This window comes from [Flexibacter] sp. ATCC 35208, from assembly GCF_001975825.1.
In the GTDB taxonomy this organism is placed as follows: Bacteria; Bacteroidota; Bacteroidia; order Chitinophagales; family Chitinophagaceae; genus Chitinophaga.
Map to the genome: position 1 here is coordinate 39,999 of NZ_MTKN01000044.1, position 22,359 is coordinate 62,357.

Annotated in this window: 21 protein-coding genes; 11 read left to right on the top strand and 10 right to left on the bottom strand. The window is 43.5% G+C overall.

Translation table 11 applies throughout. The features are described 5' to 3' along the window. The first annotated feature begins 11 nt into the window (after nt 1-11). The 3 genes from BW716_RS23955 (at nt 12) to BW716_RS23965 (ending at nt 2,605) form a co-directional block, all read left to right on the top strand. Nucleotides 12-1,574 (top strand): hypothetical protein, encoded by a 1,563-nt coding sequence (locus BW716_RS23955; RefSeq protein WP_143708997.1) that lies wholly within the window; start codon nt 12-14, stop codon nt 1,572-1,574. A 54-nt stretch (nt 1,575-1,628) separates the two neighbouring features. Beyond that, nucleotides 1,629-2,000 (top strand): hypothetical protein, encoded by a 372-nt coding sequence (locus tag BW716_RS23960; protein WP_083726788.1) that lies wholly within the window; start codon nt 1,629-1,631, stop codon nt 1,998-2,000. A 197-nt stretch (nt 2,001-2,197) separates the two neighbouring features. Beyond that, nucleotides 2,198-2,605: a response regulator gene (locus BW716_RS23965; RefSeq protein WP_083726790.1), complete on the top strand. Its 408-nt coding sequence runs from the start codon at nt 2,198-2,200 to the stop codon at nt 2,603-2,605. A gap of 101 nt (nt 2,606-2,706) precedes the next feature. On the opposite strand, the gene BW716_RS23970 is transcribed toward BW716_RS23965, so the two are convergent. Then, nucleotides 2,707-3,543: a DUF2911 domain-containing protein gene (locus BW716_RS23970; protein WP_083726791.1), complete on the bottom strand. Its 837-nt coding sequence runs from the start codon at nt 3,541-3,543 to the stop codon at nt 2,707-2,709. A 14-nt stretch (nt 3,544-3,557) separates the two neighbouring features. Beyond that, nucleotides 3,558-4,328: a response regulator transcription factor gene (locus BW716_RS23975; RefSeq protein WP_220388824.1), complete on the bottom strand. Its 771-nt coding sequence runs from the start codon at nt 4,326-4,328 to the stop codon at nt 3,558-3,560. Between the two features lie 40 nt (nt 4,329-4,368). Here BW716_RS23975 and BW716_RS23980 point away from each other — a divergent pair, with 40 nt between their 5' ends. The 4 genes from BW716_RS23980 (at nt 4,369) to BW716_RS23995 (ending at nt 11,014) form a co-directional block, all read left to right on the top strand. Continuing rightward, complete coding sequence (locus BW716_RS23980; RefSeq protein ID WP_083726793.1) at nt 4,369-5,013, top strand: DUF1349 domain-containing protein; 645 nt, start codon at nt 4,369-4,371, stop codon at nt 5,011-5,013. Nucleotides 5,014-5,055: 42 nt separating this feature from the next. Continuing rightward, nucleotides 5,056-5,385, top strand: a complete 330-nt coding sequence (locus BW716_RS23985; protein ID WP_083726795.1) for a hypothetical protein — start codon at nt 5,056-5,058, stop codon at nt 5,383-5,385. Between the two features lie 65 nt (nt 5,386-5,450). Continuing rightward, nucleotides 5,451-7,490 carry a TonB-dependent receptor gene (locus BW716_RS23990; protein ID WP_083726797.1) on the top strand — a complete coding sequence of 680 codons (2,040 nt, stop codon included), beginning with the start codon at nt 5,451-5,453 and terminating at the stop codon, nt 7,488-7,490. Beyond that, entirely contained in the window at nt 7,487-11,014 is a 3,528-nt protein-coding gene (locus BW716_RS23995; protein WP_083726799.1) for a cobaltochelatase subunit CobN, read from the top strand. Before BW716_RS23990 ends, BW716_RS23995 begins: the two co-directional genes overlap by 4 nt. Nucleotides 11,015-11,025: 11 nt before the next feature. Here the strand turns inward: BW716_RS23995 and BW716_RS24000 are convergent, their stop codons facing one another. Beyond that, nucleotides 11,026-11,517, bottom strand: coding sequence for a C40 family peptidase (locus tag BW716_RS24000; RefSeq protein WP_179091246.1), 492 nt, complete (start codon nt 11,515-11,517; stop codon nt 11,026-11,028). A gap of 58 nt (nt 11,518-11,575) precedes the next feature. Continuing rightward, a complete protein-coding gene (locus tag BW716_RS24005; protein ID WP_083726803.1) occupies nt 11,576-11,770 on the bottom strand; it encodes a hypothetical protein in 195 nt (64 codons plus the stop codon). 39 nt (nt 11,771-11,809) lie between these two features. On the opposite strand from BW716_RS24005, the gene BW716_RS24010 reads away from it, so the two are divergent. Beyond that, a complete protein-coding gene (locus BW716_RS24010; RefSeq protein WP_083726805.1) occupies nt 11,810-13,360 on the top strand; it encodes a S41 family peptidase in 1,551 nt (516 codons plus the stop codon). Between the two features lie 123 nt (nt 13,361-13,483). Here the strand turns inward: BW716_RS24010 and BW716_RS24015 are convergent, their stop codons facing one another. After that, entirely contained in the window at nt 13,484-14,341 is an 858-nt protein-coding gene (locus BW716_RS24015; protein ID WP_083726807.1) for an AraC family transcriptional regulator, read from the bottom strand. A gap of 70 nt (nt 14,342-14,411) precedes the next feature. Here BW716_RS24015 and BW716_RS24020 point away from each other — a divergent pair, with 70 nt between their 5' ends. Continuing rightward, on the top strand, nt 14,412-16,190 hold the full coding sequence (locus BW716_RS24020; protein WP_083726809.1) for a cation-translocating P-type ATPase: 1,779 nt from the start codon (nt 14,412-14,414) through the stop codon (nt 16,188-16,190). 196 nt (nt 16,191-16,386) lie between these two features. Here BW716_RS24020 and BW716_RS24025 read toward each other — a convergent pair whose 3' ends face one another. Continuing rightward, on the bottom strand, nt 16,387-16,809 hold the full coding sequence (locus BW716_RS24025; protein WP_083726811.1) for a hypothetical protein: 423 nt from the start codon (nt 16,807-16,809) through the stop codon (nt 16,387-16,389). A 340-nt stretch (nt 16,810-17,149) separates the two neighbouring features. Here BW716_RS24025 and BW716_RS24030 point away from each other — a divergent pair, with 340 nt between their 5' ends. After that, complete coding sequence (locus BW716_RS24030; RefSeq protein WP_083726813.1) at nt 17,150-17,983, top strand: DJ-1/PfpI family protein; 834 nt, start codon at nt 17,150-17,152, stop codon at nt 17,981-17,983. Nucleotides 17,984-18,193: 210 nt separating this feature from the next. Here the strand turns inward: BW716_RS24030 and BW716_RS24035 are convergent, their stop codons facing one another. After that, a complete protein-coding gene (locus tag BW716_RS24035; protein WP_083726815.1) occupies nt 18,194-19,030 on the bottom strand; it encodes an AraC family transcriptional regulator in 837 nt (278 codons plus the stop codon). A 90-nt stretch (nt 19,031-19,120) separates the two neighbouring features. Between BW716_RS24035 and BW716_RS24040 the strand changes: the two genes are divergently transcribed. Continuing rightward, complete coding sequence (locus BW716_RS24040) at nt 19,121-20,035, top strand: AEC family transporter (protein ID WP_083726817.1); 915 nt, start codon at nt 19,121-19,123, stop codon at nt 20,033-20,035. A gap of 312 nt (nt 20,036-20,347) precedes the next feature. Here BW716_RS24040 and BW716_RS36900 read toward each other — a convergent pair whose 3' ends face one another. The 3 genes from BW716_RS36900 to BW716_RS24055 form a co-directional block, all read right to left on the bottom strand. After that, nucleotides 20,348-20,500 carry a hypothetical protein gene (locus BW716_RS36900; RefSeq protein ID WP_179091247.1) on the bottom strand — a complete coding sequence of 51 codons (153 nt, stop codon included), beginning with the start codon at nt 20,498-20,500 and terminating at the stop codon, nt 20,348-20,350. Nucleotides 20,501-20,542: 42 nt separating this feature from the next. Next, on the bottom strand, nt 20,543-20,995 hold the full coding sequence (locus tag BW716_RS24050; protein WP_083726821.1) for a hypothetical protein: 453 nt from the start codon (nt 20,993-20,995) through the stop codon (nt 20,543-20,545). Nucleotides 20,996-21,265: 270 nt separating this feature from the next. After that, complete coding sequence (locus BW716_RS24055) at nt 21,266-22,033, bottom strand: AraC family transcriptional regulator (RefSeq protein ID WP_083726823.1); 768 nt, start codon at nt 22,031-22,033, stop codon at nt 21,266-21,268. Between the last annotated feature and the right edge of the window lie 326 nt (nt 22,034-22,359).

A 22,359-nucleotide genomic window follows, 5' to 3' on the forward strand; every position in this document is an offset into this window, starting at 1 on the left:
AGATTTGCCGGATGAAGTATTTATTGCCTGTCACTCTACTTGCTTTTATCCCTTTGTCTGTCTGGTCACAGCCTCCCGGTCCGCCTATGCCTACCGGTCGTACGCAAAAAGTGCTGCTTATTCTGAATGAAAAGACAGGAAAAACTGACACGGTTAAAATGGGTAATTTTATCAGGTTGTGGTTCTGGTCCGATACGAAACTGAAGATGGAACAACCACTTACCCGCACCGACTTCAGAAAACATACCTATTATGTAGAATCCAACCTGATGGGGGTGACGGATAGTGCCCTTATATTTTTAAAACGGTCTCCTTTTATCCCTGTACCACCCATTCCATTGCCGATCCCACTTCCCATCCGCCTGCCCAACAAGATCCCGATGCATGAATACGATACCATCAAACTAAGCCAGATCAAAGGTATCCGTATGGTCAACATGGGCCTGGAAGGTGCCGCTGTCGGCGTCACCATGGTTCCTGCCATGTCTATCGTACCGGATTACTTTACTACCTGGCCGGGCATGATGTTCATGCAACCCAGTATGTCTATTGTATCCACCTATGTGGGCGATGTCATGTTCCCAATGCATAAAGTGAACAGGGAACGGAAAAAGACCCATTATACCCTGGGCACCAGCGAAATACCAACGGATACCATGTACTATATCCAGAAGCGGAAGATGAATGGTGAAAACGATTATGAATGGGAAGTGGAAAGGCTGGAACGCTACGAAAAAATGTATAAACACATTAAAAAGGAGCTGTCAGACGAAATGCTGGATCATTATCAGGGTAATACCATCTTCAGCATACCCCTGGGCGTTACCCTCATCCCGGATGGTTTCAGAAGCGGGGAAGATATGAAAACAAGGATCAGTATCACTGAACGGAAGTTCTTCTTTGGCTTCGCTACTGAGAACTTTATCACCGACCGGCACCGCATCGGGAATGAATTGACCCTCAACAGGACGGAACGGTTTATGTCGGTGACTGGTACCAACAGTATATCCATCAATTCTACAATGGGTATGATCCTGTCTAACTTCACTTACCTGAAGTGGGGCCTTAAAGGCATATACAGTGAGGGATATAAGAAACGGCAATGGATTAAGATTCACCAGCTGGACGACGAAATCGCTGCTTCTGAAGAGGTAGACGATATAGAAACGGGACTGCTCATGGCAAAGCGGAATTACTTCAGGACCATGCTGGCCGCAGAGCCGAAACCTTACCTGCTATTCGGGGTAGGTGCCGTGAATACCACCCTGATCAAAGTAAAGGGTAGTGATGCCAGCGGTATCGGCTCTACTGACTACTCCCAGCAGAAATTTGCACTGGAAGGCGGGTTTGGGATGTTCACCCGCGTGGGAAAACGCCTCACGTACGACTTTTCTGCCAAATACATCTGGACACCGAAGTACAGCCCTTACATCGGCGGATTGGAGCGCTATAGCGGGTTTAGATTACAGTTGAACATCGGTTATATGTCAGGCGTGTCTTTTATGAGAATGAGACGAATATTAAAGATGGCAAATACAAACAGAGATCCTAAAGGAGATGAATTAAAGCTATAAATTGGATATTTGATAATTTTTTATAATTTACGGTCCCATATTTTTTACTATCCTATGAGTATTGAAAAGATCGTATTTGACAAGGTGTATGACGGCCCTATTGATGCAGACATTGACTGGGTGGCCGGCGGAAATTTTGATGGTTATATCTACAAAACCACTTTACGTTTTACGGAGGAAAAGAACGAAGTAGTCCTCACTACAAAGATTGTCGACCAGTCCAGGTATGATGGAGAGGAATGTGATACAAATGACATCGGAACTTTTTCAGTTTCTGACAAACGGGCAATTGTTTGTCAGTTCCCCGGTTTCGATATGAGAGGAAGATTCCTGGGTGAAAATTGCGAATTTATTGCGTTTTCTATCTGGCATAATAAGGACAGAACGCGCGCTTACTCCAGGGTGTATACGCTTACAGCCGACTAAAATGCGTATTCCGCTCTTTTGTAGCAGGGGGGCCAGGCATATTCTTCCGCACTGTATTCCCCGATCAGGGAAGAATTGCATTGCCGGGTGTGGGCTTTAGCAGATGGATATAATCGAAACCAGTTTTATCACTCATTACTTGAAATTGATAAAAATTGCTAATTTGCGGCACCCTAATAGCCGGGGGACTTACACTTATGTGCAAAGACCAGATTACCATTTTACTGGTAGATGATGATATTGAAGACCAGACATTACTTTCTGAAGCCATTCATAAAATAGCGCCAGCTATTTGTATTAAATTATTCAATAACGGGTCAGAGGTTTTACATTATTTATCTTCCAGGGAGGATGATACTCCTTGTTTAATAGTATTGGATTACAACATGCCAGGCATCAATGGCCTGCAGGTGTTGGAGCGGATAGGAGAGATCCACAGGCTCACCAGCATACCAAAAATAGTTTGGAGCACGTCCAATTCTCATCACTTTAGAACACAATGTTTGAACGCCGGAGCATTCAGGTATATAGTAAAGCCGCAAAATCTGCAGGACCTGAACCAGATTGCAGCGGATATTATTGATACTTGTGAGCGGGCGGCTTAGGTTATTCAAAAAAAGAGCGGGGCACCTCAAAGTGCCCCGCTCTTTTTCTGAAAATGGTTTTCATCCCAGTTGGTGAATTCACTCTTTGATGAAGGGTTTAATTATTTACCTGCTTGCTTCAGGAACTCGTTGTTGAGATTAATATACTCCTGTATATTATCTTTCTTTGCCAGCTCTATACTCTCTTTGGAAGAAGCAATTGCACCGGCTTTATCACCAGCTTTCAGCTGCATCTTCGCTTTCCAGTATTTAATATAAAATACGTTCGGCTGTGCCTTGTCCATTTCATTGATCCATTCCAGCGCTTTTTTAGCATCTATATTATTGTCGTAATAATATTGTGCTGCCTGCATGTAAGGCTTCTTTTCAGTCGCCATAGCTGAATCAATGCTTGCCATGATCTCAGCTTTCTGATCGACAGTCATGTGCAGTTGTACCTGTGTATGATCCCATGAAATGCTCAATACAGCAGCAGCCGGCTTTACATTTTCGAAAGCCATGGTGTAAGTTTCTACTGCATAAGGCAGGGTAGATGGCTTTACATCAAAACGCAACAGATCGTCTTCTTTGCTGTAGGAATAAGAACCCCACTGATTAGATTTTTTGCTGATGATGATCGTCCATTTATCTTTTTCAGGAATAGCGAACAGGCCATAAGTACCTGCTTCGATCTTGTGACCTTCTATGCTAACTGCATCTTCAAAGGTAATAGCAGGAATACCGTTCGCACCCAGTCTCCATACGGAACCGTAAGGTACCAGACCTCCAAAGATCTTACGACCGTTCATGTTTGGACGGTTGTACTTTAAAGTTACATCGTGAATACCTACTTTTTGTGTGATGCTGGTGCCGCTGCTGGCAGCTGGTACTTTCAAGGTTTGCGCATATATCCCGGTTGATAGCGAAAGGGATATAAGGGTGGTAATTATTGTTTTCATAGGGCAAATGTAGGCTAATTCTCTAACAGATGAATAGCATCCGCAATCCTTAAAGCCGCCATGGAGTTGTTCACATGGAGCTTTTGCAGAATATTCTGCCGGTGCCTGTTCACTGTATACACACTAATAGAAAACCGCGCAGCAATCTCCTTGCTGCTACTTCCGGTTTTGATCATACGCAGTACCTCTTTTTCTCTTTCTGAGAGAATATCATTGACCTGTTGCCTGTCTGGCAGCATGATCTTACCCGTTCTTGAATTCACGATCCGCCCGAAATAATTATCACTCTCTACCTGCTGTGGAGGAAAATTGTACAGGCATAGCGCCATCCATACACTGCCATTATCTGCACTCCTGATATAGAACATACGGTGCTGCACAGGTACATATTCATCCTGTGCATTCCGCATATGAAGAATACTGTTTACATAGTAATCGTATCGTTCATGATTCGGCAGATCTTTCAGCATATGAAAGAATTGAAGTTCCATCGCATGTTTCGCTTCCAGATCATCCGGCCGTATCCTGCTAAATAAGCCTTCTTCCCAGATAGAGTCGATCTCCGTTCCGATGTCCAATCCCATTGCGGTCCCCACACCACCGGAATAGATATAACTCCTGTTAGCCTTCAGGTCACTCAATACAGCTACCGCATTTTCGATACCCGCATACATCTTCGCGACCAACTGGCACTGTGCCAGCGGAGAGTCCTGTTGCGAAAAGGATTGCGTCAACAGCGTATCATTCAGTATATTTTGGTTAATATTAACCATTGCACCTTGCATAACCAGCATTTACATTTGCAAAAGTAATAATTCAACAAGTATGAAAAAGATTCTCTGGACCGTAGCTGCTCTCATAGCCATGCACACCGTATCTGCACAGACACTTGAGAAAATGCAGTGGTATAACGAACCCGCCAGATGGGATATTAAGGATAAGGCATTGACGATGTTCGTGACCCCGCAAACCGATTACTGGCGTATTTCCCACTATGGCTTTACCGTAGATGACGCCCCTTTTTATTATGCTGATTACGGCGGAGAATTCGAGGTAAAGGTAAAACTCACCGGCAATTATAAAGCACGTTTCGATCAGATGGGCCTGATGATCAGAACAGACCAGGAGAACTATATCAAGACAGGAGTGGAGTTTGTAGATGGTAAGTTCAATGTAAGCACTGTAGTGACCCACAAAACCAGCGACTGGTCTGTAACCACACTGGAAAAGGTGCCGCCGTTCATCTGGATCAAAGCCGTAAGAAGACTGGATGCAGTAGAGATCTTTTACTCTTTTGACGATGTGAATTATGTCATGACCCGCAACTGCCCTTTGCAGGACAATCGCCCTGTAATGGTAGGCATGATGGCTGCTTCTCCTGATGGACAGGGCTTCGAAGCAAAGTTCGAAAACTTTACTGTGAAGCATTTACCTGACCAGCGTCGTTTAGAGTGGTTGAATAAAAAATAAAACATTGTTGCATTTATTGGGGTGATCTTATATCTTTGCCGCGTGTCTGACAAGAGAAATATCATCTTCAAAAGATGTCTTGCCTGGTGCCTGCTTGCCTTGCTGGCGGTAGTACACAGTGTAAAGATGTTCCACCACCATGCGGTACCGCAGGGGGAGGGGCGACAATTGCAGATAATTTCTTTTCAGCAGCCCGGTCATCATTGCGCCATTTGCGACTTTCACCTCACCAGAGATGTGGAGGTACCGGGTCTGCCCACTTATTTCCCTCCTTTACTGCCTGTCGTACAGCAGTATGCTGCATATACTGCAGGTTTTATTTCCCTCACATCCCTTCACTACCCACTTCGCGGCCCGCCTGCAATAGCCTGACAATTCTTTTGTTTTTTTGACGTGAACACCCGTTCGCGCAGGGCTTATTTTTTCAAAATATTACAATGAAGTTGACTATACCCGGCATATTATTGCCGTTATTTTGCGTGCTCCAAACTCACGCGCAGACACCATTAAATGAAGTAACCGTCACGGCATCCGCCATGCCGGTAGAATTGCGAAAGATTTCATCCAGCGTTTCCATCATCAAGAGCAGTGATCCTGAGATGAAACAGATACAAACCATTGATGAGGCATTAAGATACATACCCGGTGTTGCAGTAGATCGTAACAGGGGATTGACCACTACAGGTTCTCACACCACTGTAACCCTGAGAGGTACTGGCTCCGCAGGGCGTACACTGATCCTGAAAGATGGCATTCCATTAAATGATACTTACACCGGTGGGGTTTCCTTATGGAACAGCATTGCGTCAAACAGTATTGCAAGAATTGAGGTCGTACGTGGTCCCGGGTCTTCTATTTACGGTTCCAGTTCTATGGGTGGTACGATTAATTTAGTGACTGAAAATCCCCGCAAACAAACCACGTTCGGCGCAGATGTACGCTATGGATCTATGAATACTTTAATCGCCAATGTGAAAGCCGGTAAGCTCTTTAACAACGGCTTTGGCATTATCGCATTTGTAGAGTATAAGAAAACAGGTGGTTACCAATACATGGCAGATAGCCTTTGGAAAAGCTATTATCAAAAGCCAGTCATGGAGTTGTTAAATGCAAATGTAAAGGTCGTGTATCAGCTGAATGAACGATCCAAACTGGAAGGTATCGTAGACCTGCACACTGAAAACCCTGCTTCCGGTACATCCATATTATATAAAGAGAAAAACAATGTAGCCAATTTCCTCCTGCGGTATACAGGAAAAAATAACTTGTTCGACTATAGCGCTTCCGCTTATTATAATCATGAGAAAATGAATACGGATGCGCTGAATTACAATACAGAAAAAGGTTCCTTTAGCACAAACTATTATACAACTAATGTGCCTGTTGATGTAACGGGTTTTATTGGAAAGATCAGCCGTAAAATAGGCGTAAATGACCTGACTATTGGCGGAGATATAAGATTAAATAAATTGTCTTCAGAAAAATACTATTACGGCAAAGGCAATCAAAACTATTCTGGCAATCAGAATTTCTATTCCTTATTTATAAATGATGATCTGTCTATAGGCAATTCCCTGAATTTCAATGTAGGCTTGCGCTGGGATAACTGGCACAATGACAATGGTAAATTCTACGATAACCAAAGTGGTACACCTACGGCTATTCACTACAGCAATGCTTCGTCGTCAGTACTGTCTCCAAAAGCAGGTGTAGTATATCGTATCACTGACCAGTTCCGGCTCAGGGCTGTATATGCCATGGGATTCAAAGCGCCCAGTATGTATTACATGTACAATTCGTCACTGCTGGGTAGTACTTTCCGCTTAGGAAACCCGGATCTGAAACCTGAGCGGATGGTGTATTCTGTAGAAGCAGGTGCTGATTATACCATCGGTCAGGTGCTGGAAGTAGCTGCTACTGCTTACACTTCCCGCTATAAAGATTTCCTGGATGCGGTTCTCATAGATGCTTCAAAGGTGCCCTCATACTTTGATCCGGGTTCATGGGCTGTACGTCAATACATTAATATCGGCGCAGTCCGACTCTCAGGTGTAGAGGCCTCTGTACGTTACAAAGTGGCACCTTATCTCACCACGATACTGAGTTATTTCTACAATAACTCAAAGATCCTCAAATACGAATCCAATACTGCCTACGAAGGCAATGAAATGGACGGCAACCCGCATCATCGATTGGATGGCGGTATAGCATTTTCAAAAGCCAAACTCTTTGATGCAAGTGTTTGGGTAAGGTATGCCGATAAAAGTTACGGTGATCTGGAAAATACCAAAGCAAGAGAGCTGGCAGCTAACACTGTATTTGATATAAGGGTCGCAAAACAGATCACAAAATTCAATGTATATGCCAATGTTTTGAACCTGTTTGATAAGTTGTATTACGGCTACTATGGCTCTGCTACCAGTTATTATTATGCACCCCGCCGCTCATTTAATGTAGGCTTATCTTATAATTTATGAAGAAATCAGTGATCCTGTTATGGGCAATGCTATTTACCACAATTGTATCTGCCCAGGTAAAAGTAAGTCTGGTCCTGTCTGACAATTTTAGTCAGACAGGGGCCAGGGTAAAGGAATTATTGTCGAATGACTGCAATATGCATGTATTCTCCACTGCCTCTTATGATAGTGCACAGGCGGTATGGCTTGGGCAGTCTGATCTTATATTTGTATATATACATGCCTCTTCGGTATTCGAACAGGTGCGCCCACAAATAATAAAGGCGGTCTCACATGGCGCGAAAGTTTACGTACTGGGCACCACACCCGATGAGGAAAGCTATAAAAAGGACGGTGTCATCTTCAACCAGAAGGTTTTGAGCTACTTTGCGCAGGCCAGTCTGGAGAACCTTAAAAACATGGTACGCTTCTGCCTGAACAAAGATTTCAAAACCAACTTAGATTACAAAGACGTGATCCGCTATCCGGAGAATGCGATCTATAATCTTACCACCGATTCAGTATGTGGTAGTTTTGAAATTTATAAAAATACCTACAAACATTACAAACCCGGCCAGCCCTGGATCGGCCTCTATAGTTTTCGTTATGAGTTCCTGACAGGGCAACATGGATATATTGATAAACATGTGGAAGCACTGGAAATGGCAGGGTACAATGTTATGCCTTTCTTTGGTTTCCCGATGGTAAATGCATTGAAGCAATTCGGTGCTGAACTCAATCTGCTCATCACAGCATCTACCTTAACAGGATCGTCTACAGAAGCGTTACAGGAACAGTTTGCAAAAATGAAGATCCCTGTTATCAGTATCATTCAATTAGATGGCAGTTATGAAGATTGGGCACATTCTAAGACGGGTCTCAGTATCTTTGCAAGAGGGATGTACCTGAGCAGACCTGAACTGACAGGACAAATACAACCCACTGTCACCAGTAGTCAGGAGTTAATGAATGGCATCGTAGAAAAAGCCGTCATTCCGGATCGTGTAAAACGCCTCGTAGACAGGGTGACAGCCTTGATCAACCTGCAAAACAAACCTAACAAAGACAAACATATTGCAGTCGTATATTATTCCAACCCTCCGGGAAAAGATAATGTAGGCGCCAGTTACCTGAATGTATTGCCTGCCAGTATGGAAATAATTCTCCATAGAATGCAGCAGGAAGGATATAACTTAGGTAGTGATAGCTTGTCTGTATTCAAAGATGTAATGAAACAGGGGCGGAACATCGGTACCTGGGCACCTGCCGAAATAGATCGTCTTGTGAAATATGGTCATCCCGTTTTAGTTTCCATGGAAGAATACCAGCAGTGGTTTGCCACCCTAAGCGTATCTTTCCAGAAACAGGTGATTGCCAAATGGGGGGCGCCTGCATTTTCGAAAATCATGACATGGCGCGATGCGGAGGGTAAGGCTTACTTTGTATTACCTGCTGTGCAATATGGCAATATCATGCTCCTGCCACAACCTGCCCGTGGCTGGGATCAGGATGTAAATACCATGTATCATGATATTACATTGCCACCACATCACCAGTATATCGCATTTTATTTGTACCTGAAACATAAATACCATGCAGACGCGCTCATTCACTTAGGTACACATGGTACCCACGAATGGCTGAGTGGGAAGGAAACTGGTTTGAATGATGATGATGCGCCCGAAGCACTGATCAATAACATGGTGAACATTTATCCCTACATCGTAGATGATGTAGGTGAAGGCTTACAGGCAAAAAGAAGAGGGATGGCCATAGTTATTGATCATATGACACCACCATTTGATAGTGCAGGGTTAAACCCGAAGATGAAAGAATTAGGAGCGCTGATCAATGAATACATGGCTGCGAAAGAAAAGAGCGAGGTATTGGCAAATGCAAAACTAGCAGCCATCAAAGCACTCAGTGTCCAACTTTCCCTTACAAAAGAATTTAATAAAGGCATTCAATCGCTTGAACATTTTGTGCAGGAAACAGGCGAAAAACAAACCCCCTTTGGTCTCCATACTTTCGGTGTTTCTCCACCTGATACCAATCGCAATGTCATTGCCAGTGGTCCAGCCGAGATGAATGCACTCATGGATGCCCTTAATGGCAAATACATCGCCGCAGGGCAGGGGAATGATCCTATTCGTAATCCTGCATCCCTACCTACAGGTAGGAACTTTTATGCTTTCGATCCGGCTAAACTACCCTCTAAAGATGTATACAAAGCCGGTAGTGAGCTGGCAGAAGAACTCATTGCCCGCTGTGATACTTTTCCTGAAAAGGTCACATTCAATCTTTGGTCTACAGAGACGATCCGGCATGAAGGCGTGATTGAATCACAGATATTACGGCTCATGGGGGTAGAACCTACTTACGATAGCTTCGGGCGGGTAAGCGGTGTAAAGCTTTCGCAGTTGAACCGTCCAAGAGTAGATGTAGTCATTATTCCATCTGGTTTATACAGGGATATGTTCCCTAATCTGATGGAACTTTTAGACAAAGCTGTCTCTCTTGTGAAAGAAGCGGATGAACCGGATAACTATGTACGCAGGCATATTTTAGCTACCCAACAAAGACTAAGAGCCAGCGGTATCAACGACTCCCTCGCTGCCAGACTCGCCGCTGTCAGAATGTTCTCCGTACCCAGTGGCGCCTATGGCACCGGCCTCGATGATGTAATCCAATCCTCAGGTACCTGGAATGATGAAACCCAGGTATCCGATGTATACTTTAACAGGATGAGCCACTTATACGGCCAGCATTTCTGGGGTGATAAAGCTGAGGCGATCGATAGTAGCTTACCACACAACCTTAGTATGCAACTGATGAAAAGCACGCTCTCCGGCACAAAGGTCGTAGTGCACAGTCGCTCCTCAAATCTCTATGGCGCATTGGATAATGATGACCTGTTCCAATACCTTGGAGGTGCTGCGATGGCTATCAGGGCGATCGATGGTAAATCTCCGGCCGTGGTTATTTCTAATCTAACAAAAGGAAAAGGTGTACAGGAATCACTGGATACCTACATCAGTCAGGAATTGCAGAGCCGGTACCTGAATCCCAAATGGATAGACAAAATGTTGCAGGAAGGCTACGCCGGAGGCAGAATGATCAATAAAGTGGTTGCGAACGTATGGGGTTGGCAGGTCACCGTACCCGAAGCTATTGATGAAAATAACTGGCAGCAGTTCTACAATACCTACATCAATACCCGGCGCAAAAAACAATTTGCTGAAGGGCATAATTTATATGCTTATCAGGTGATGATCTCCCGTATGCTGGAAGTAGTGCGGAAAGACTATTGGCACCCCGATCAATCGGTGACTAAAAATCTCGTAAAAGAATATATCCAGACCATGCGGGAAACTGGTCTGTCATGCAATGAAAATGTATGTGGGAATGAAGCTTTGTCAGCTTTTGTAAAAGGACAGATCACCAATCAGAAAGACCTGGATGATTTCAAGAAAATTCAGCAGAAGAGCCAGCAGAAAGCACCAGCTACACAGTTACAGTTTCAGTCAGAAAAGCCGGGGTTATAACCCGGCTTTTGCTATATATACCTGATGATCTTTACAAACCGTCCCATATAATACTTATCAAGTGGGGTCTCCGTTACACCATACGCCTTCCCTGATGTAGAATGAATAAACACAATACGGTTACCTACCTGCGTAATAATTCCCATATGCCCAACAGTACGTACTGTACTATCAGTGCCTGTGAATAAGATCAGGTCTCCGGGTTGTGCTTCAGCCAGTGCAACAGGTCTGCCTTCATTGGTAAATCCCACGCTGCTCCGGGGCACATCGATCCTGAAATGATTAAACACATACGTAATAAATCCGGAGCAATCAAAACCTACGCCGGGATTGGCCGAACCATATTTATAAGGGGTGCCTTTCAGTGTTTTGGCAAAGCGGAGGACCTTGCCAGTCAGGGTAGTAGTATTTACAGGTGCTACGATGAGCGTAGAATCAATGCCCCGATCTTTGGGTGCATCATTACAGGCTAAAACCAGGGATAGCAATAAGGTATTCAACATAAGTATAATGGCAGGGCATACGGAGATTATCCTCTGTATGCCACTGCTGTAAATATACTTATTTTTTATCATCTTCCTCATCTTCCTCCCCATTATCAGGCAAATCGTTATGTGACGCCATTTCTTCTCCCACTTTGCGTACAAGCGTAGAGATCGGTCCGTCCATATGTTCCTCAGGATGGCCTCCCGTGGTTTCAGGATCGGGTTTTACTAATGGCTCGTCTTGTTTCTTTTTGGGATCTTGCTGTATCATATCACATCGTTTTGTTGCAATGATTCAGGTAACAAAATCATGCCTACATTTGTAGCTATGAAAAATGTACTGTTATTGCTCCTGTTATTCCAGCAGGGGGTAAGCGCACAACTTATAAGAAAAGATAGCCTTGAGCGCTACAATAAAACCCTGAATCCCGGAGAAATGAAATCTGACCTGACCATCTTCCTTAACATCCGTAAGGCGGCTAATTCAGGCCTTTATCGCTATCGGTCACAAAAGCAGATAGACAGCATTTATAAATGGGCATTTAAGGAGGTTAAAAAGCCTATGACAACGCTGGAATTTTTCCATATTATTCTGCAACTCACAGATTTTGAAGGGAGTTGTCACAACTATACCGAACCCGGGTCAGCACTGGTGGAATATTTAAATCGCCAGAAAGCCTTTTTCCCTTACGCATTGAAATACATAGAAGGAAAAATAGTCTTCAATAACAGCGGTGAACAAATCCCTGTTGGCGCTGAAATATTGAGTATCAATGGTGTTCCGGCGCAACAACTGATGCAATCCTTTTACAAATACTGCACTACCGATGGCTTTAATATCACTGAAAAACAATCCAATAGCGTAGATAGAAGTTATGGTATCAGGTACCTCTATGAATATGGTGTAAATGATAGCTTTAAAATAGCTTACCGTGTGCCCGGTAGTAATCAGTCCCAAACTATCACTGCTGCTGCCATCACAAACGATGAACGGAATGCGATGTTTCCAAAACGCTATAGCGCCCCGGTAGATAGTATTACTGACTGGCGGGTACAGCCTTCTTATAGTTTTAAAATGGTCAGTCCGAATACGGGGCTGTTCAATTTCCGTATATTCAATATGGCGGATGATGATACGGATCCCCGTTTCCCCGGTTATGTAAAATACCTCGATAGTGTCTTCCGGTTGCTGGCGCAAAATAATGTGCCCAATCTCATCATTGATCTGCGTGGCAATCCCGGTGGTAGCGACCCGACCTTCGAACAACCGGTAATGTACCTGACGGATTCAAATTTCAAAGAGAATGCAGTAGCCTATAGCATTTTGGGAGACGGTATCCCATATGAACAATACTTCTGGGGCACTTCCACTTCGCATAAAATGGATTCGGTGGAGAAAGTAGAGGGCAAGATTTTTTTAAAGGATTATTTTCCTGTTTTAATAAATGGGCGAAATATGCAGAACCCCAAATACAACCCTGTCTATCATCCAAAAAGTCCCGGTTATAAAGGTAAATTGTATATGCTGATTGATGAAGGTGTCGCTTCTGCGGGTTCGCACATGGCATCGCTGGTGAAAGCATATGCAAGGAATGTAACAGTAGTTGGAGTAGAGACGACGGGCGGGTATTATTACCACAATGGACACATGCCGCTGGTCTATGAATTACCGAATTCAAAGATCAGGTCGAAGTTTTCAATCGTGCATGTAGAGCAGGATGCGGTGGTGAAACCTGATCAGCCGGAGGGTAGGGGTATTATTCCTGATTATACGGTATGGCCTACGTTTGAAGGCTTTATGCAGAACAGGGATACGCAGATGGAATATGTTTTAAAACTGATTAATAATGGAGGTATTTAATCTTAAAAGCACGGCTCAAAGTATACCTGATTAACCTGGTAAAAGTGAGGTCGAAAGCATTCCCCCTTCAGGATGTAATCAAAAAGAGTATACCAGTTCATTTACAATACTCAAACGATACACTCAAGGAAGTGATAAAAAAGCTGTCTTCCTGAACTGTCCCGCTGTCAGGCCTTCCTGTCGTTTAAACAATTTATTTAAATGACTTTCGTCTGTAAAACCTAATTCCTCTGCAATCTGGGAAATAGACAAGCTGCTATACCTGAGCCGGCTTTTAGCCAGTTCCAGTTTATAATCCAATATAAACTGCCTGATGGTTTTGCCTGTTTTTTTATTAAAATAGGCACCGATGTAATCTTTCGAAAGATTGAAATGTGCAGCTATGCCATTCAGGCTGATCTTCTCGTTGTCATATATATTATGCTGTATAAACTGGGTCATTTCGTATCCGGCAGATTCTACCTGTACAGGGATTTCACTTGTTACAGGCTGCTGGGCATAGCGTGCGATGATATTTAACAGTAAAAAAACAAGATTTTGGAGCACAACTTCCCTAAAAATGCCATTTTGCTCCCATTCTGTCACGATCCTTTGGATGAGTGAACCGGAAAACTCCCTGTCAGCTTCATTTAACCCGATGAACCCCTTAAAATGTCCGGCGTGTTGAAAAATATATTCCAGCTGGCGGAAGTAATGACTCAGTTCCGGTTTGTCGTAACCGATAGGAGAATTGCGTCCGAATAACGCTGCTGTAAAATCAATAATTACGAAAGAAGACCTGCTGGCTGCCAGAAACGCGTGTTTGTCTGCAGGGTTGAGGAGGAACAGGTCCCCTTTGCCATAAGGGAACTGATTATCATTGATTAAATGCATACCACGACCATCCTGTATAAAGATGATCTCAAAACAGTCATGCCTGTGCATGGGGGTGTGATCAGCAAAATACTCCTTAATAGCCAGGGCAAAGTCACTTTTAATCATGCCTGAAAATTACGGAAATATCTTCGTTTTTTACCTGTTTTAGGAAAATGCCCCTGGGTACTTTTGAGCCATGAAATATCATTTATCCGATCTTATCCGGATAGCAGGCGCCGCCCTGGCGCTGGCACTATCCCTGTCCGGTTATTTGCCGTACATCATTATCCCTGTTGCAGCCACCCTGATTTGTGGTTATCCTATGTTTAAAGAAGCTTTTGACGCTATCAGGGAGCGTCATATGACCATGGAGCTCTCGATGTCGATAGCCGTACTGGCTACGCTGCTGGTAGGGCAGTATACAACAGGGTTGGTCATTACGCTATTTGTCCTCGTTGCCGAATTACTGGAACACCTGATTGTAGATCGTGGCCGCGATGCATTAACCGGGTTGGCTGCATTGATGCCACAAACCGCTAAGGACCTGCAACCCGGTGATACAGTTGTTGTAAAACCAGGGTCACATATCCCGGTGGATGGTATTGTGCTCAAAGGGAACAGCTTTGTAAACCAGGCCGCTATTACAGGAGAATCGTTGCCGGTAGAAAAAAGCATCAATAGCGAAGTATTGGCCGGAACCATCAATCAGGATGGCGTACTGGAGATCATTGCGACCAGTGTTGGGAAAGATACCATTTTTGGCCGGATTATAGGCGTGATGGAATCAATCCAGGCCACTCAGTCCCCCATTGAAAAAACAGCCGATAAACTGGCCGCAAGGCTCGTTTATTTTGCTCTCGGAGGTGCTTTGATCACCTACCTCGTCACACATAATATCAATGCTACCATCTCTGCGCTTGTAGTGACTGGTGCCTGTGGTGTGGCAGCTGGTACGCCACTCGCTATCTTAGCAGGTATTGGTCGTGCGGCCCGCGAAGGCGTAGTCATAAAAGGGGGTGTTTATTTAGAACAACTGGCGCAGGCAGATACCGTTATCTTAGACAAAACAGGCACATTAACATTGAATAAAGCCGTAGTCACAGACGTTACCAGCTTTAACGGCATTGGCAGAAACATGCTTTTGACCTTGCTTTCCACCGGTGAGCAACATTCCGATCACCCATTGGCAGCGGCTATCATGGATGCTGCAAAGAAGGAAGCTATCCTGCCTGTTGACTATGACACGTATAATTACCTCCCAGGAAAAGGGTTAGAATTTTCCCGGCAAAATACCAGGTACCTGATCGGGAATGCAGGTCTTTTTACTGAAAACAATATCAACTTACACGCTGCAGAACAATGGTTGGATACAGCCCGTCAAAACGGAGAATCAACTGTTTTAATCGGTAATGATCAACATATTTTAGGTGGCGCCCGAATCATCGACGTTGTTCGTTCCGAAGCGTGCGAAGCCATTTCTGACCTGCACGATCATCACTTAAGAACCATTTTATTATCTGGAGATAATACAGCCAGTGTGGCGGGTATAGGTAAAAGCCTGCGCGTAGACGAAGCCGTCGGCAACCTGCTGCCTACAGATAAATTAGGGTACATATCAAGTCTGAAATCCCGTGGCCACAAAGTCATTATGGTTGGCGATGGCATCAACGATGCGCCAGCCCTTATGGAAGCCAATGTCGGCATTGCCATGGGTACCAGTTCCCATGTGGCTTTCGAAAGTGCAGACATGGTGCTCACGAACAATGACTTACGAAAAGTGGCTACCGCTATTGCGATTGCTAAGAAATGTATGAACGTGATTCAGTTTAATTTCTGGGGGACCATCATTGTAGATGCTATCGGCATTGTACTGGCTTTCCTGGGGTATTTGAGTCCCATGACAGCCGCAATGATTCATGTAGGTTCTGAATTGATTTTCATTCTAAATGCTGCACGGTTATTTAGAAAAGGGTAAAGCGCTATATTGATCGCCTGTTGTTATATTAATAATGTGGAACGTCCTGTTTCCGCTGGCATTGCTAAATTTGACGGAGAGAAATTTGAACCATATGGTAAATAGTTTTGGCCCAAAATATCAAACCTGCTTCAGCGCTGCCTTTTGTAAGGACAGTCCTGAAGCAGTTACAGTCAGATTTAGTAGCTGCCCGGGACTATGCAATCCTGGGTAGTCTTACTGCAGTCAGCACAATGCACCCCGCTTGTTTGCTTCCATCCTTACAGGAATTATCCTGCAATATATCGGCCACTGCTGTATGTGTACCATAATGGGCTACTACGCCATTTACTACCCCTTCCATCAGTTCCATGTTGGAGTAATCATAAAATATAGGCTCGACCTTGATAATAGACCTGAATTCCTGTTCCAGCTGAAACCTGATTTTCTTCTCTACGTCAGGTAGTGCCTGTTCGTTACATCTCACGGCATTGATGATCACCTGGGTGTCCCATACGATTCGCTCTCTTACCCAGCCAAAATAGTTTTTCCCTGAAGTAATAATTTGCTCTTGTTTAAAGTTGTGATCAGGAATCAGTTTGTTGATCTCTTCAATGATGTGGCTTTTAGAGTAATCCATTTTAATTGTAATTTTTATCGAAGGTCTTTTTCAACTGTGAGATTAATACTCCCCGCATTGATAATTCATGTTCAAAATCTCACCATTGAGTGATCTTTGTCAGTCATAACATAAGACGTGGCATAGGCGGATTATCAATTCAACAATTTAGACAATTGTAGTTAAATAATCAAAAGCAGACCATTTTATTTATAACTTGCGGATGATGCAACTTCGTCTCATAACGGTCTACCCGCTACTGACCGGCTTTTACCGGTTTTTTGCATTGTCGGGGTTCCCTCCCTCGGCACGCCTGTTGGCGGTCTCCTAACGTTTACGAATATTTTTTAATTTTTTACTCATGAGAATGATTTTTTTAATCGTCTCCTTCTTAACGGGAGCAGTAGCGCTATATGCGCAAACGCCGGTTGTAAAAGTGGCGGTATTGTTATATCCGGGAATGGAACTGCAGGACTTTGCAGGCCCGGCAGATGTATTTATAAAAGCAGCGGAAATAACACGTGGAGAGTACCAGTTATATACCGTGTCAATGAAACAGGAATGGGTGTATTCAGAAGGACATGTGGGTATACAACCCGATTACACCATCCGGCAGATGCCAAAGATGGATGTCCTGGTGATTCCCGGTGCATCTATGGGAACGATTGATTCGCTTAGCAAGGATAGTGCGATGTTATCACTGCTCAGGCAGTACCAGGATAGTGTTTCTGTAGTAATGTCCGTATGCACCGGTGCTTATTTACTCGCGGCGGCTGGCTTGCTGGATCATCAGAAAGCCACGACCCACTTCTTTGTGGCGGATGATTTTGCGAAGGCATTCCCGGGCATCACATTGGTCAGAGACGTCCGCTATGTAGATGAAGGGAATATCCTGACCACCGCTGGTGTGACTTCCGGCATAGATGGCGCCCTGCGCCTGGTAGAACGCTATAGCGGAGACCGCATTGCGGCCATGGTGGCAAGGGGCATGCAGTATACCCCGCATAGGGAAGAAGCCTGGCCACAGGCGCCTACAGGTATGAACCTGAAAGGGGATGCGGATGTAATATGCGGGATGATAGCAATTGATAAAAATGTATATGCTGAGTACAAGGGGAAAAGGTATTATTTCTGCTCTGAAACCTGTAAAAAGGCCTTTCTGAAGAACCCTGGGAAGTATGTACCGGGGTCGTAGTCGCTATAGTATAGATTCGTTATTATACCGACACTTTAAGGTCACCAAAAGGGCACTTCAATATCCCGGGGATAATGAGGTGCCCTTTTGGTGCCCTTAAAGTACCCTTTTGGCATTAAGGCTACAACGAAGCCAGAGCGTCAAAAGACGTTCAGCCACTACTGTATTTCATAGAAAGTATTCATTTCAGATGCAGTTGAGGGATCCGCATTAAGATGAATGGTCCTTTTTATAGGTGCGAAAGGTGGTGGTAGTTCTTTTCTTGAAATAATTGGAGAGGTGACTTTCGTCGGTAAAGCCAAATTCGTCGGCTATTTGCCGGAGGGTAAGCCCGGCAACTACGCGGCCTTCAATGAGTTTTATCCGGTAGTTGTCAATGTATTCTCTGAAAGAGATGCCATAGTTGTTTTTAAAGTATTTGCCGAAGTAGTTTTGAGAGATGTTGAAGGTTTGGGACAGGTGTTTTACCTGGATCTTTTCAGGTTCATAGATGTGTTGGTGAATGAAGGATATCAAAGCCTGCTTATCATTGTCCCAGGTATAGGGTGTATTCAGGTCTCCCCATTGTTGCTGGAATAGGGCGAAGAGCGAGAGGACCTGGTAGAAGATGAAAGGGGAGGAGAGGACTTCTTTGCTGTCTTTGGAGTCGATGAGGGTTTTGATGGTTCTGAGTAAATTAATTTGGGAAAGGTTATCCATGTTTAAACGCATTTCCTTAAATGCCTTGTTCCGCATCATCATTTCAGGCTGGAATTTTAGCAGTGCATTTGGCATGAGAGAACGTCTTTCGCTAAAATAACTATCTGTGAATTTTATGACCCCAAAATGCGTTTTTCGCTTTATTTCCAGGTAATGGGTGTCCTCAGGAGAGATGAGGAACCAGTCATTGGCCCGGTAATCCACGACGTTGTTATTCAGGTGGTGCCTGCCACTGCCAGTGAAGATGTATACAATCTCATAATAGTTCTGAGAATGAGAAGGTTGGTGAAATTGTTCCTTGACAAACTCCTCAATCACTAAAGCGTCGAACTGCCGAAGTTTCTTCATAGCTTAAAATTACAAATTATTGGCGCTTTTTTGCAAGTTAATCCAGTGTAGGGTTTACCAATTTTGCAGGATAACTTTTGTTAAAGTAGAATGGATAATTTTATATTAATCGCTGTCTGCATGCTGGCAGGCATGTTGATGCAAAGGGCTAAATTATTACCTGCAGATGCCCATAAAGGAATCAATACCTGGTTACTGTACCTCGCATTGCCCGCAGTCTCGCTGAAATATATTCCTACCATACAGTGGTCGCTGTCCATGTTGTTTCCATTGGCATCGACGGTGATTGTGTGGGCGGGGAGTCATTTATTTACATCGTTATATTCAAAGCATAAGCGATATGGGCAGCGGTCCAGGAGTACGCTGGAGCTGGCCAGTGGGTATAGTAATACGTCTTTTATAGGGTTTCCGCTGATCATCGCTTATTTTGGAGAACAGTACCTGAGTATAGCTATTATCTGCGACCAGGTATTGTTTATACTATTGTCTACAGCTGGGATTATTACGGCTATAAAGGGGGATCGTAAGTCAGGAACAGCGATAGAGGCCAAAATGATCCTGAAGAAACTGTTTACATTTCCACCTTTTATAGGTTGTATTACGGCGCTGACATTACCGCATTTTGTGAACCTGGCGCCGATAGAACCATTGTTTGGAAAACTGGCGGGTACGGTGGCGCCGCTGGCATTGTTCTCTATTGGGATGCAGTTGCGGTTTAATGGTTGGGAAAAACAGCGGGGACAGTTGTCAATGGTGTTATTGTATAAGTTGCTGATAGCACCGTTGCTGGTACTGGCAGCGGCCGTTATTACAGGGGTATGGGGTAATGTGGCGAAGATCAGCATTTTTGAAGCGAGTATGCCTACGTTTATTACGGCCAGTGTGGTAGCGGAGCAGTTTAACCTGAATTTCCGGCTGATCAACCTGATTATTGGTATAGGTATCCTATTGAGTCTGATGTCGACGTTTATGTGGGCGAATATCCTGCAGTATGTATACGGTTGATTTTTAATCGAATTCTAATCTGCTGGTAGGGAGGATTGCGCTAACTTGGACGCATGTTTTCTACCAGCAGATATTTATATCTTTCCTTGCAGACCTTCCCGAAAGGTTTTACTACAGTTATACCCCTGAAATCATTTCAATTTATTGATCACTTATCAGTAGTAGCCCGTGCTGCTATAGATTGATAGTAGAAACACATGGGTCCTTAGTCATAAGGAGTCTAATTGAGTTTATAGGTTTTTAAAGAAAAAACTTAGTTCGCAAAGAAATGGCCTGGCAGTCCTGCCAGGCCTTATAAACAGGTTGAGATCCTTATTCATTATCAACATAATATTTTTCATAATCGGTGATACCCAGCGACGCAAAAAAGTTCTTACTGGTTTCCCTCAGCTTTTTGTCAAATGCTTCCGGATCTGCTTCCATTTCAATAGCATGGCGCAAGCGTATCTGCCTTAACTTTGCCATAAATGGGCTGTTTTTTTCTGTCATGTACTTATATTTCATAATCTATGGATTTAAAATGTCACGGGGTGTCTTTATTTGAATAGACCTGTACCCCATTTCTTTGTTTATTTTATTAAAAAGTTCAATCTTTCCGGTGTTGACCATGTGCCTGAAATTCCAGCTGGCTAAAACATCGGCTCCCTGTAAAGTGGCTGTAGCAACATGAAGCGCATCTCCTTTACTTTTAATCGTTAAAGCCCCTGCTGCGATATACATTTCTGCCAGCATTTTTGCTTTAGGAGAATGCCTTGTAGATATCATGAACTTATAAGGAACCTGCCCGGGTTGCATCATTACTTCTTCCCTTGCTTCCTTTAGCTCTTCGATCACAAGATCAGAAATCATCATTTTTAATCTCCCCCTCTTGAATATGTTCAATAATTTAATACTGAACTCAGAGAATTCTTTGTCGAACATACCTCCAAATACCGAGGTATCTACATATACGACTTCCATTCAAAAATATTTAATTTTTGTTGAGATTTAAAACCCAAAAACTTCGGGAATTGCTTTAAAAAGAAGGGGATTATCTATATGCGGTTAACACGATCAAAAAGGATTTCGTATATCCTTCTACGATCATAAGAATATTAATTTACGAAAAAATACCTGAAAAAAATCTTCCTCCAATCACTCTCCCAAAATTTCTCTCATTTGCTTTCGGAGGAAGCAAAAAGCAGCCATACAAGCACCTTTCCCGGTGTATCTACCCAAAACAAAGAAATCTTATTTCCTCATTGCTCCCGGTGTCTCTCCCATATGCTTTTTAAAGAAAGCCGTAAAATGATTAGCATATTCAAAACCAAGACTATATGCAATATCTCCCACCGGCCAATCAGAATATCGCAACAACGCCACGCTCTCACTTACCATCCGCTCCGCTATCATCTGCCCGGTGGTTTTGCCCGTCGTTTGCTGTATCACAGCATTCAAATGATTTACATGCACCCCTAATTCCGCCGCAAAATCTGCGGGTTTTCTCAACTTTAAAGGCATACCAGGGTCCACCACCGGATATTGTTTTTCAAGCAGATTTATAAACCGGGATTTTAGTCTGTCAGTAGCATTTTGTACTTGCAATAAACTCGTCTCATGCATGAGTAATCCAATCAGTTTACACGCACTGTCAAATCTATGCATATCATCTGAATGATAAGCCTGTACTAATTGATCGAAGTAAAAACGAATTCTCTTTAATGCCTGATCTTCAGGATAAAATATTTGAGTAGTTGTTGGAAACAATCGCCTGGTATGATCATCCATCAACTCCTTTGTAAAGATGCACCAATACCCGTTCCGCTGTCTCCCTGCCGGCACAAAACTACAAGCCGCCAAAGGAGGTAAATATATCAACGCAGGTTGTTGAACCTTTTTACCCCCATTTTCCAGCTGCAACACCCCCTTTTGTAAGATCAGCCATATCCTATAAAAATCCCGGCGCACAGGCGCTTCATTATTCACTTGATAATGAACTGCTTTGAAAGAAGTAGCCATAAACCATTTTTACAAAACTACTAAAATCAAAGAATGTCAAACAACCAAAACTATTTTCACATCATTAAACTAACATTAGAAAAATACGCCACCCTAATTATGTATAGATGAGGCAGTTACTGGCTTTTAGCTTATGGATGCTTAAAATATAACATATAAAAATTATTAAATACAATGATTTCCTGTTAAATTTGAACGATTATCCAGCATTCCCTGCCTATGATTAAAAAATACACCTTTCCTTGTTTTCTAAGGAACAAGGACTTTTTCATCTTCCCGGATTGTATCATCCCGGACTCCTTATCCCAGAATAAATGATGCGGCTG

Bases quoted from the DNA above. Each gene is read 5' to 3' on its own strand.
- BW716_RS23955 (WP_143708997.1), top strand. From the start codon at position 12: ATGAAGTATTTATTGCCTGTCACTCTACTTGCTTTTATCCCTTTGTCT.
- BW716_RS23960 (WP_083726788.1), top strand. From the start codon at position 1,629: ATGAGTATTGAAAAGATCGTATTTGACAAGGTGTATGACGGCCCTATT.
- BW716_RS23965 (WP_083726790.1), top strand. From the start codon at position 2,198: ATGTGCAAAGACCAGATTACCATTTTACTGGTAGATGATGATATTGAA.
- BW716_RS23970 (WP_083726791.1), bottom strand. From the start codon at position 3,543: ATGAAAACAATAATTACCACCCTTATATCCCTTTCGCTATCAACCGGG.
- BW716_RS23975 (WP_220388824.1), bottom strand. From the start codon at position 4,328: ATGCAAGGTGCAATGGTTAATATTAACCAAAATATACTGAATGATACG.
- BW716_RS23980 (WP_083726793.1), top strand. From the start codon at position 4,369: ATGAAAAAGATTCTCTGGACCGTAGCTGCTCTCATAGCCATGCACACC.
- BW716_RS23990 (WP_083726797.1), top strand. From the start codon at position 5,451: ATGAAGTTGACTATACCCGGCATATTATTGCCGTTATTTTGCGTGCTC.
- BW716_RS23995 (WP_083726799.1), top strand. From the start codon at position 7,487: ATGAAGAAATCAGTGATCCTGTTATGGGCAATGCTATTTACCACAATT.
- BW716_RS24000 (WP_179091246.1), bottom strand. From the start codon at position 11,517: ATGTTGAATACCTTATTGCTATCCCTGGTTTTAGCCTGTAATGATGCA.
- BW716_RS24005 (WP_083726803.1), bottom strand. From the start codon at position 11,770: ATGATACAGCAAGATCCCAAAAAGAAACAAGACGAGCCATTAGTAAAA.
- BW716_RS24010 (WP_083726805.1), top strand. From the start codon at position 11,810: ATGCCTACATTTGTAGCTATGAAAAATGTACTGTTATTGCTCCTGTTA.
- BW716_RS24015 (WP_083726807.1), bottom strand. From the start codon at position 14,341: ATGATTAAAAGTGACTTTGCCCTGGCTATTAAGGAGTATTTTGCTGAT.
- BW716_RS24020 (WP_083726809.1), top strand. From the start codon at position 14,412: ATGAAATATCATTTATCCGATCTTATCCGGATAGCAGGCGCCGCCCTG.
- BW716_RS24025 (WP_083726811.1), bottom strand. From the start codon at position 16,809: ATGGATTACTCTAAAAGCCACATCATTGAAGAGATCAACAAACTGATT.
- BW716_RS24030 (WP_083726813.1), top strand. From the start codon at position 17,150: ATGAGAATGATTTTTTTAATCGTCTCCTTCTTAACGGGAGCAGTAGCG.
- BW716_RS24035 (WP_083726815.1), bottom strand. From the start codon at position 19,030: ATGAAGAAACTTCGGCAGTTCGACGCTTTAGTGATTGAGGAGTTTGTC.
- BW716_RS24040 (WP_083726817.1), top strand. From the start codon at position 19,121: ATGGATAATTTTATATTAATCGCTGTCTGCATGCTGGCAGGCATGTTG.
- BW716_RS36900 (WP_179091247.1), bottom strand. From the start codon at position 20,500: ATGGCAAAGTTAAGGCAGATACGCTTGCGCCATGCTATTGAAATGGAA.
- BW716_RS24050 (WP_083726821.1), bottom strand. From the start codon at position 20,995: ATGGAAGTCGTATATGTAGATACCTCGGTATTTGGAGGTATGTTCGAC.
- BW716_RS24055 (WP_083726823.1), bottom strand. From the start codon at position 22,033: ATGGCTACTTCTTTCAAAGCAGTTCATTATCAAGTGAATAATGAAGCG.